Source organism: Eudoraea sp., assembly GCF_049665975.1.
Taxonomy (GTDB): domain Bacteria; phylum Bacteroidota; class Bacteroidia; order Flavobacteriales; family Flavobacteriaceae; genus Eudoraea.
Window position 1 is genome coordinate 1 of the sequence record NZ_JBATGR010000178.1, and the last position, 9,720, is coordinate 9,720.

Here is a 9,720-nt window from a genome sequence, read left to right on the forward strand (position 1 = left end):
ATCATTGTATAGAATAACCAATATACAGGACCAAAGAATAACAGCCAGAGTATAAACACCCCTTGAATAACCGCGGATAATTTGGCCAGATAGGTATGAAAAGCGGTGGCCTTACCATATTTTTTAAAGGCTAGTATCATTTGCAAAATGTAGGGTACAAAAGCAATTAAAATAAGCGGGTAGTTCTCCTGCATAAAAGCAGGTTCAAATTTTATCAACCCGATTAAACCAACTATAAGGGTCATTTGATCTCCGTAAGAGTCTAATTGGGAACCACGGGCACTGGTAATTTTAAGTTTTCTTGCTAAATAACCGTCGATTGCGTCTGTGGAATAGCTAACAAGTAGAAACCAGCTAAATAATTCTCGTTCATTAAACCATATCAAAGCAAGCAGAAAGGGTACGGCAGCTATGCGATAGAATGAAAACCAATCTGCGATATTGAAATCTCTGAATCTTGCCATATCCTGGTATTTAAATTTTCTTACGGGTACTTAAAGATCTTACATTAAAATTAAATCGTGTGCATATAAGTTATATCCGTAGGATATCCGTTGGAGTTTCAACCAATATGGTTATTTTTCCCCGGAGTGCAATTGGTTGTTTCATAATTTCAGGATTGTGTCTTATCATTTTAATCCAATCTTCAGATGAAAGCTCGTGCGGTTCAAACTTAGAAGAATAGGAAGGATGATTTTGATTAACCAAATCTTTTACCTCTATATCCAACCTATCTGCCAATTCGGCTATCTGTGTTCCGGTGGGTGGTGTTTTTAGAATATCTATCTCTTGTATGGGCCAACCTTCTGATTTAGCATACGCCAAAGTCTGTTTAGCCCTTTTAGATTTAGAACTATAAAACAGGGTGATTTGTCTGTCTGAAGTGGCTATTTCACCCATAATATTTGTTTTTATTGAGTTTAAGATAAAATTAGTCCATTTCAACATTTGTAAAAATGACAATTGTCATATAGCCATTTTCTTACGGGATATGACTTAGGTCATTTTTTGTTGTTTTTCTTTTTGATAGATTCATCCTGCTTTTTCAACTAATTCTAAATGCATATCCTATGAAAACTATACTCTATGCCACGGATTATTCAGATAATTCAATTTCAGCTTTAAAGTTGGCCGATGTGTTTTGTAAAAAACTTGATGCCAAGCTTCATGTTATTCATGTATTTGATATTTCAGCAACTTTTATTAGTACAGTGAGTTTGGCTTATGCCCGTTTGGAGGAGGCAGCTTTTAATAGTCACCGGGAAAAACTAGATGCTTTTTGTTGGAAGTATTTGGACAGGATGGAAGATGGTAAGGGCCCTGTTATTCATGTGGTTGAAAATAGTATCGAGTCTGATGGGATATTGGAAAAAGCTGAAGAAATAGGTGCTGACCTAATATTTGTCGGGATGACAGGAAGTAACATAGTAAAAGACCTATTTATAGGGAGTACAGCCACTGCTCTTATAGAAAAATCTACTGTGCCTGTAATGTCTGTTCCACAAACTTCCAGGCTTTCGGGGCCAAATACCATTGTATACGCAACGGCCTTTGAAGAAGCAGATGTCCTGGCCATTGAAAAGATTTCTGAGTTTGCTTCCGCCTTTGATACTGAAATTAAATTAATACACGTTTCTACCAAAAAAGAGTATGCGGCCGAAGATCAAATGCTTTGGTTCAAGGAGATGCTTAAGGAAAAGGTTACTTATAAAAATATCAGTTTTGAATTTAGATTTTCAGATGATGTTTTCAAAACTTTAAAAGACTATTTGAAGGAAGTAGATGCAGATATTCTTGCAATGTTGGAAAGAGAGGGCCATACCTTAATTCCAAATCTATGGCATTTTGATCTGGTAAAACGTATGAAATTAGAGCGACTCCTTCCATTGTTAAGCTACCAAAAAAAAAGTATTGGAATTTCATGAATATTCAATTCGAATAAACTCTATATTAATCATTAAAAGAAAGGTATTGGCAATACTTATCAAAATAGATTGGCGGAGAAACAATTCTAAACATTTGGTTTGGTCAAAACCTAAGCAAGGCATTCATAGGGATGTTTTTAACAGGCATTTCTTCGGCTTCCAGAAAGTAAACATTTCCACCTTGGAGAAAGGTATTTATGGCAGCCATATTTAATAAAGAGATATTTCGCATTTCTTTATAGGAATCGAGAATTAAGCATCCTTTAGCACTGTTATAGGTGCCAAAAACATCTTCTTTTTGTTGTACAAAGAGTGTATCTATTTTTCCTTTGACCGCTGCCGGAATAATTTCCGAGAGTTGACAGGTAGTTAGTGAAGTATGAAATTTAGAAATAAATTTTGCCAGTTTTTCACGCTTTTTTGTTTCAAAATAATATTGAATCAAACTCCAGGATGCTTTGTGCAACTCGTTTGTGCCTTTAAATTCTGGATCTCCGCTTAGATTGGTATCCCATAATTTATGGTATGAATTAATTTTCTTGTATACAGGGTACAACTCATCGGTACATGCCAAAATCAAGGGGGCCTTTTTATCTGATATCATTTTAGTAACACCTCGATTTATTTTTCTAAAGAAGCTAAGCAGTTCTTTTTTTTCGTCTTCCTTACCTTCTCCCTGGCCATGAAATGATCCGGCCGGATACATCATATGGCCTGTTCTGTATTGTAACATCTTTTGCTCAAAATCAAAACCCACAACTTCTTCTAACTGTTTGGGAATTATTTTTTTAATTGGAATATCCCTGAAGTTATTTCTGGAGCCCTTATAGAGTTTCACATAGTCCCGGCTAAGTTCCAGGAGATAATAAATACCGTTATTGTGAAATAAGGGGAGTAACGGAAATAAATAAAAATGATCGGCAACATAGGTTTTTATTTCAAACGGAAATGGTAATTTATAACACCTCATCCCTTTATCTTTATCTAAAAATATGGCGAGACCTTCTGATGGATTTCTCCAGAAACTTAATTCGAAAATAAGATTTCGGATTGGTTTAAGATAGTCATTTACGCTGCTTTTATCATACCCATATTCAACCAAAACCGCATGTACTTTTTTAAGACAAGATTTTAAATTAGATTGCCCTAAGCCTTCATTCAGTTCCTTCCCTTTTTTATACATTGGAAGATATATAGAAACGCTATACTGATTCCTTATTGAAGCTAACTGTTCAAAAGCTTTTTTTGTAAATGTGTGTGCCAAAAAATTATTCATGACCCTAATTTTTCTCAATTTATTAAATCATGTAAAAATCTGAAATGACAAGGATCAGGGGAGCTATGTTAATTCAAGATTTTGAATGCAAATTTGTCCTAAGCATAAGAAATTCACTTACGTTATTTACGTCTATTGCACCAATAGGTTTGTTAGTTTTATCTGTTACAGGAAAGAAACGTTGCTTTTCGTTATTGATCATAACAAAGAATTCTTTTAACTCATCCATAGCCCTCATGGTCTTATACTTTGTGTTCATAATTGATCTCACTTTTATTGAACCATTTTGCGCATTATTAAGTATGTTTTTATGATTTAGAATACCTACGATTAACCCATTTTCTGCAACCACAAAATCCTTTTCGGTACCCGCTAATATTATCTCAAAAACATCTTCCAGACTATTCTCAGGATGTAATAGCGTAATATTAGTCAACAAGGCTTCTTTTACAAAATGGCCTTCGACCAGGGATTTCTGTTTTACCATTTGGTTTTCACTATAGGCAGCCAGAAAAATGAAGAGTGCAATTAGTATCAGAAAGGGATTAAAAAAAAGACCCAGCATAAAAAAAACAACAGCTAAAGCCTGTCCCAATCCGGCGGCTATTTCAGTAGCTCTGGCCCTGTCCATTGTAAACGCCAATAAAGCACGAAATACACGACCACCGTCCATAGGAAAAGCTGGTATTAAATTAAAAACTACCAGCATTACATTAGCTATGAAAAGATAAAATAAAAGGGTCTCTAAAGTTGGTGCGGCAAGTAAATTCACCAAACTATCTGCATCCAGACCAAAATAATTTTTCATAGGCACCACAAGAAACAGCAATATTGCAATTATTACATTTACCGCAGGGCCGGCCAATGCTACAATCAATTCCTGCCCCGGCTTTTCGGGCATTTTTTCCAAAGATGCCACACCACCAATAGGTAACAAGGTAATTTTATTAGTATTAATATTAAATCTCCTTGCAGCCAGGGCATGCCCTAATTCATGAAGTATTACGCAAAGGAAGAGCAAAATGATTAAAATAATATTCATGAAGGCGGTATTCATAGTGCCGCCTCGTTGAATATCAAGAAAGACTACCCATATCAATAATAGTGTAAAGGTCCAATGTACTTCTATTCTAATTCCCGCAATTTTTCCCAGTTTTAATACACCTTTCATTTTTTGATTTTTCATGAAATTATTTAGATAAAGGAATTTTAACAATGACCAAGGTCATTACTTACTTATTAATTGAATTGTAATTTTAGGGATAGTACTCTTCAAATCATCTCTTATGAACACATTACAGCAAGATAAATATGTGCTCCTGGACAATTTAACTTCAATCTGGGATCAAATTTTCACTGTAGCCCCTTTGGTTGTAATTGGGACAAAGGAAAGGCAAGGTTATGATCTTGCACCAAAGCATATGGCCATGCCCTTGGGTTTTGGTAAGTATTTTGGATTTGTCTGTACGCCAAGGCACAATACGTTTAGCAATGTTTTGGCAACTGGCGGATTCACAGTTAGCTTTCCAAAACCCGACCAAATAATCACAACGTCTTTGAGTGCCAGTCCAAGAATGGAATGTATTTCCAAATCAGAGGGCATAGTTAACGCCTTGCCTATTTTAAGAGCACCCTCAATGGATGCGCCTATATTGGCCGACGCCTATTTTTATTTAGAGTGTGGGTTATATAAAATTATTGATGGCTTTGATGATTATAGTATTATTACAGGAACTATTAAGGCTGCCTATGCCCATCGAGATTATATGAAAGTTTCAGAAATGGACGAGCAGCAGCAAATTTTAAAAAACCCTTTACTTGCATATATTGCCCCTGGCAGGTTTGCTAAGATCACGGAAACAATTGACTTTCCCTTTCCAAAAAATTTTAAGCGATGAAAAGCCCGGAGAAAATAGCGGCGCTTACCAAAGAGTATCTTTTGACTCGTAAAGAAGGTATTATCCTCTTTTTAAATGAGTTGGTTAGTATTGAATCCCCCTCAGACAAAATTAATTCGCAGCACCAAATATTAGCTTATTTAAGAGATAGATTTACTGCGATGGGTTATTTGGCAATTCACATGTACGGTAAAAATACCGGCGGCTACTTGTACGCAAGACCCAAAAATAGAAAGAAACATTTACCCCATCAGCTTTTAATTGGTCATTGCGATACCGTTTGGCCCTTAGGGACAATAGATAAAATGCCCCTGTCTTACATTGAAGGCAAGATAAAAGGACCTGGTGTTTATGATATGAAAGCTGGTATTACCCAGATTATTTTTTCCCTAATGGCTATCAGGGATATGAACATAATACCAAAGGTTGAACCTGTAGTTTTTATAAATTCTGATGAAGAAACTGGAAGCAGAGAGTCTACTAATGCGCTTAAAAGATTAGCAAAACTTGCAAACCGGGCCTATGTTTTGGAACCCCCTTTAGGATTGAACGGAAAATTAAAAACAGCAAGAAAAGGCTTAGGCCGTTTTACAATAACGGTTCGCGGCAAGGCGGCTCATGCCGGATTAGACCCTACAAAAGGGGTGAATGCCATAGTAGAGTTATCACAGCAGGTCCAGAGGCTTTACGCTATGAATGATCTGGATAAAGGGATTTCTGTAAATATAGGAATGATCGAAGGGGGTATTTCACCCAATGTCATTGCACCTTTAAGTAAAGCTGTAATTGATGTAAGAGTCCTTAAGGAAGCAGATGGGGATATGATAACAAAAAAAATAAAATCCTTAAAGCCTATACATAATGATGTTGTAATGGAAATTGAAGGGGGTATTGGCAGACCACCTATGGAAAAAACACCCCGTAATCAGCTTTTATGGAAAATGGCAAAAAAACAGGGACAACATTTGGGGCTGGATCTGGAAGAAGCAACTGCCGGGGGAGGTTCGGATGGCAATACAACCAGCCTTTATACTGCTACTCTCGATGGTCTTGGAACCCCCGGAGATGGTGCACATGCAGCCCACGAGTATATTTTGCAAAACAAGCTAATTGAAAGAACAGCCCTTTTGACACTCTTGTTATTATTAGAACCTTTAAATAAAAAAACATGAACCAGCAATTCATTTATACATCACTAACTAGAATTTCTGATTTAGCTGAAATTGAATTCAATGTTGAAAAACTTGATAGGGATCAATGGGAAACCGGAGATTATGTTGTAAGTAAGATTCTGGATCCGGGGAGTAACACATTAAATTTAGAGCTTACCACTGGCAGAATGCGGGGAGTTATTGGAGGAGAGTCAATCGTTGGTGCACTGGGCGAGCGTTTTGCAACTCTTGAAGCCACTGGGACATGGCGTGAAGTTAAAGCCGACCTTAAGATGAATGTTCTAACCGGAGCTGGCCTGATGGGAAAACTAACCTCAAAATCTGTTTTTATACCAAATATGATGGAAGTAGATTATACCGGACACGTATCCAGAGGCGGTAACAAACTTACTATGAATGATTTTGTGGAAACTGTAGATTCGATCGCTTTTAACACACCGGTAATCCTCTTTGTAGGGACATCTATGTCTGCAGGAAAAACTACTTCTGCCAGAATTGTGACCAATCTTTTTAAGGCTGCCGGATACAATGTAGTGGGGGCAAAATTAACCGGTGCCGGACGTTATAAAGATATTCTGGCCATAAAGGATGTGGGGGCAAATGCAGTTATGGATTTTGTGGATGTTGGACTTCCATCTTCAATTTGTCCCGCAGACATTTACAAGACTAAGTTAGATCAGTTACTGAGCAAAATTGAGCATCAAAATGCCGATGTAGCCATTATTGAGATAGGTGCATCTCCTTTAGAGCCCTATAATGGCGATTTGGCTATCAACGAGTTGCGAGAACACATTAAATGTACGATTCTTAGTGCTTCGGATCCATATGCTGTATACGGATTAATGAAAGCATTCAAAATTATTCCGGACATCGTAACCGGGATTACATCTAATACGCTGGCAGGTGTTAATATGGTTGAAAAACTTTGTAATGTTAAGGCACTGAATTTAATTGATTCTTCAACCACCGAGGAGCTAAAGAAGGTGCTGTCAGCAAAAACGGGCTTTTCATTATCCGAAAAAAGAAATGTATATGGATAATAAGATATTAAACTGACAAATATCATACTGTATTACTCACTTAGTTTTTATCTTAGAAATGAAAAATATAATTGGATAAACCATGAAAATTTCAGAAAAAAATATTTGTCAGAGTTGTGGAATGCCAATGAAAAATATGACAGATTTTGCGACCGATAGCGATGGAAGTATAAATACAGAGTATTGCCACTATTGTTTTGAAGATGGGGAGTTTACTGATAGAGGGATTAGCCTTGAAGAAAAAATGGCCAGGAATATTAAAATTGCAGAAAAACTGGGAATGTCAAAAGCTACTGCATCTAAATTAGCCAGGAACACACTTCCTAAACTAAGGCGATGGCGGAAATCAAATAAAGCCAAACAAGAAAAGAAATAACGCTGAGCAACTATCGATGGGAACAGTTTCACTTAACAAACAGCGAAGAACACGCTTCACTTTCCTTCAAGTTCTGGAAGGGGGAGAGGGCATTCTTATTATTATTGCGGCCTATTTAACCCTGTTTTTTAAACCATTAAGGGACCGATGGGGTTTGAGTCGCACGGAGGCTGCTGCTTCATTTCCGGGAGATCATCTCGTCCCACAACCACGTTCAGAGTTTGTTCACGCCATAGAAATAAATGCACCTACAAGTTTTGTATGGCCATGGATTGCGCAAATAGGGCAGGGAAGAGGGGGTTTTTATAGCTATGAGGCATTAGAAAATTTTTTTGGCTTGCAAATCAATAATTCGGATAAAATTTTACCCGAATTTCAACAACCCAAAATAGGCGATTTAATACCCTTTGGCCCAAAAGATGCTTATCCTCTTGTAATTTGTGAACATGGAAAAGCAATGGCTATTGAAAATTGGTATGATTTAAATAAAAATTCGGTTTACAATCAGGCTTTAGAATCCCCAACTAATTACTTGCATCTTAGTTGGTTGTGGATGGTAGAACCAATTGATGAGCATAGGTCGAGATTTGTCTCAAGAAATAGAGTAGATTACAATCCTTCCTTAAAAAACAGCTTACTATTTGGACTCCTGGGCGAGCCTGTTGTATTTGCCATGGACAGGAAAATGTGTTATGGCATAAAAAGAAGAGCGGAGAATTTATACAGGACTACTCCGCGTTAGTCATTCTTTCCCTTAGGTTTTTTTAAACTCTGAATGAGACAGGATTATGAAAATAGATATACTGCCTAGAGTTCCTAAACCTTCTGCATTGCTCTTACCGCTTGCCGGAATGGGACTATTTGTTGTACTGTATATTTTGGCGGCAATAAATTATCCAGGGGGTTCATGGATCGAAACAGATCAGGAAGGATTCAACTTTTGGAACAATTATCTATGTGATTTATTAGACCGTAATGCCATAAACGGGGAATTAAATTCTGCACGTTTTTTAGCCAGAGGTTCGCTGGGAGTGCTCTGTTTAAGCCTGGTTTTATTATGGTATTATTTACCAGGGCTATTTTCGAATAAAAGCAAGAACGTGGTTGTTATGTGGCTGGCAGGGATTCTGGCACTGGTAATTACAATGACCCTTACATCAGGGACACATGATATAACTGTTCGTATCGCAGGATTTTTTGCAGTGATTGCCTTTATCAGCTGTTTTGTTGAGCTGTACAAAGCGAATTATTTCTCACTCTTATTTTTGGGGCTTGCATGTTTGCTAGTTTTTTTGGTTAACTATTATATTTATGAAACCGGGACTTTTATAAGAAGCCTTCCAGTTATTCAAAAGGTCACCTTTATTTGCTTTATTCTGTGGTTTGCTTTGTTAGATATTTCATTCTACAAATACTTGAAACTAAAAAACAAAAAATTTGGGATTAGTAACTGATAAGGTCATAAATATCAAGCTTTTCTTGATTCCCGGAAAGGTGTCCGTATCACTGTTTTTAGAGGCTTATATGTTTTGTTCCGGGCTATATATTTCGTAACTTTAAAAGAGTTGTGTTTTAGCCCGAAGAAGGACTTAATCTTCCATTAGAATTGTGAAGAACTAGCTTAAAATGGGTTATAAAATTAAACGAAAATAGATCTTCGGATTTGTTTAAGGAAAAATAAAAATAATTTAAAACTTTCGGTATGAGCGCAGTATTTGTTTTAACCATTGTATTCCTGCTTTTTCTGTTGGCAGGAATAAGAATTGTCTTTGAGTATAAAAGAGCATTAAAATTTCGATTCGGAAAGTATGTAAAAACATTACAACCTGGATTCAGGTGGATAATACCCATTGTGGATACGGTTCAGACAGTAGATATTAGGGTGATTACCATAAATATTGTATCTCAGGAAGTAATGACGGAAGATAACGTACCCTGCAGTATAGACGGAGTGGTTTTCTTTAAGATTAATGATCCGGAAAAGGCGGTCCTGGAAGTCGAGGAATTTACCTTTGCAATAACACAACTTTCTC

12 protein-coding genes are annotated in these 9,720 nt (G+C 36.8%); 8 read left to right on the forward strand and 4 right to left on the reverse strand.

What is annotated here, in order from left to right:
- The coding region (locus WBN20_RS06795) for a CDP-alcohol phosphatidyltransferase family protein (RefSeq protein ID WP_424281165.1) at positions 1-464 on the reverse strand (464 nt) is incomplete at its 3' end.
- Between the two features lie 70 nt (positions 465-534).
- The gene (locus WBN20_RS06800) at positions 535-900 is read right to left on the reverse strand and encodes an arsenate reductase family protein (RefSeq protein WP_424273755.1); all 366 of its coding nucleotides are present in this window, start codon (positions 898-900) and stop codon (positions 535-537) included.
- Positions 901-1,070: 170 nt separating this feature from the next.
- Between WBN20_RS06800 and WBN20_RS06805 the strand changes: the two genes are divergently transcribed.
- Entirely contained in the window at positions 1,071-1,925 is an 855-nt protein-coding gene (locus WBN20_RS06805; protein WP_424275029.1) for a universal stress protein, read from the forward strand.
- 103 nt (positions 1,926-2,028) lie between these two features.
- On the opposite strand, the gene WBN20_RS06810 is transcribed toward WBN20_RS06805, so the two are convergent.
- Together WBN20_RS06810 and WBN20_RS06815 are read right to left on the reverse strand one after the other, a co-directional pair.
- A complete protein-coding gene (locus WBN20_RS06810; RefSeq protein WP_424281166.1) occupies positions 2,029-3,201 on the reverse strand; it encodes a hypothetical protein in 1,173 nt (390 codons plus the stop codon).
- A 73-nt stretch (positions 3,202-3,274) separates the two neighbouring features.
- Positions 3,275-4,387 carry a site-2 protease family protein gene (locus WBN20_RS06815; protein ID WP_424281167.1) on the reverse strand — a complete coding sequence of 371 codons (1,113 nt, stop codon included), beginning with the start codon at positions 4,385-4,387 and terminating at the stop codon, positions 3,275-3,277.
- A 100-nt stretch (positions 4,388-4,487) separates the two neighbouring features.
- On the opposite strand from WBN20_RS06815, the gene WBN20_RS06820 reads away from it, so the two are divergent.
- The 7 genes from WBN20_RS06820 to WBN20_RS06850 form a co-directional block, all read left to right on the forward strand.
- Positions 4,488-5,099, forward strand: coding sequence for a flavin reductase (locus WBN20_RS06820; RefSeq protein WP_424281168.1), 612 nt, complete (start codon positions 4,488-4,490; stop codon positions 5,097-5,099).
- Complete coding sequence (locus WBN20_RS06825; RefSeq protein WP_424281169.1) at positions 5,096-6,271, forward strand: M20 family metallopeptidase; 1,176 nt, start codon at positions 5,096-5,098, stop codon at positions 6,269-6,271. The genes WBN20_RS06820 and WBN20_RS06825 overlap by 4 nt, the downstream gene beginning before the upstream one ends.
- Positions 6,268-7,311 (forward strand): hypothetical protein, encoded by a 1,044-nt coding sequence (locus WBN20_RS06830; RefSeq protein ID WP_424281170.1) that lies wholly within the window; start codon positions 6,268-6,270, stop codon positions 7,309-7,311. The genes WBN20_RS06825 and WBN20_RS06830 overlap by 4 nt, the downstream gene beginning before the upstream one ends.
- A gap of 82 nt (positions 7,312-7,393) precedes the next feature.
- Positions 7,394-7,687, forward strand: a complete 294-nt coding sequence (locus tag WBN20_RS06835; protein WP_424281171.1) for a zinc ribbon domain-containing protein — start codon at positions 7,394-7,396, stop codon at positions 7,685-7,687.
- Positions 7,688-7,703: 16 nt separating this feature from the next.
- Positions 7,704-8,429 (forward strand): hypothetical protein, encoded by a 726-nt coding sequence (locus WBN20_RS06840; protein ID WP_424281172.1) that lies wholly within the window; start codon positions 7,704-7,706, stop codon positions 8,427-8,429.
- Positions 8,430-8,475: 46 nt separating this feature from the next.
- The gene (locus WBN20_RS06845; RefSeq protein WP_424273333.1) at positions 8,476-9,141 is read left to right on the forward strand and encodes a hypothetical protein; all 666 of its coding nucleotides are present in this window, start codon (positions 8,476-8,478) and stop codon (positions 9,139-9,141) included.
- Between the two features lie 248 nt (positions 9,142-9,389).
- On the forward strand, positions 9,390-9,720 hold a 331-nt coding region (locus tag WBN20_RS06850; RefSeq protein ID WP_424281173.1), incomplete at its 3' end, for an SPFH domain-containing protein.

What these genes read in the sequence shown, in the direction of transcription:
- WBN20_RS06800 (WP_424273755.1), bottom strand. Translation starts at nt 900, where the DNA reads ATGGGTGAAATAGCCACTTCAGACAGACAAATCACCCTGTTTTATAGT.
- WBN20_RS06805 (WP_424275029.1), top strand. Translation starts at nt 1,071, where the DNA reads ATGAAAACTATACTCTATGCCACGGATTATTCAGATAATTCAATTTCA.
- WBN20_RS06810 (WP_424281166.1), bottom strand. Translation starts at nt 3,201, where the DNA reads ATGAATAATTTTTTGGCACACACATTTACAAAAAAAGCTTTTGAACAG.
- WBN20_RS06815 (WP_424281167.1), bottom strand. Translation starts at nt 4,387, where the DNA reads ATGAAAAATCAAAAAATGAAAGGTGTATTAAAACTGGGAAAAATTGCG.
- WBN20_RS06820 (WP_424281168.1), top strand. Translation starts at nt 4,488, where the DNA reads ATGAACACATTACAGCAAGATAAATATGTGCTCCTGGACAATTTAACT.
- WBN20_RS06825 (WP_424281169.1), top strand. Translation starts at nt 5,096, where the DNA reads ATGAAAAGCCCGGAGAAAATAGCGGCGCTTACCAAAGAGTATCTTTTG.
- WBN20_RS06830 (WP_424281170.1), top strand. Translation starts at nt 6,268, where the DNA reads ATGAACCAGCAATTCATTTATACATCACTAACTAGAATTTCTGATTTA.
- WBN20_RS06835 (WP_424281171.1), top strand. Translation starts at nt 7,394, where the DNA reads ATGAAAATTTCAGAAAAAAATATTTGTCAGAGTTGTGGAATGCCAATG.
- WBN20_RS06840 (WP_424281172.1), top strand. Translation starts at nt 7,704, where the DNA reads ATGGGAACAGTTTCACTTAACAAACAGCGAAGAACACGCTTCACTTTC.
- WBN20_RS06845 (WP_424273333.1), top strand. Translation starts at nt 8,476, where the DNA reads ATGAAAATAGATATACTGCCTAGAGTTCCTAAACCTTCTGCATTGCTC.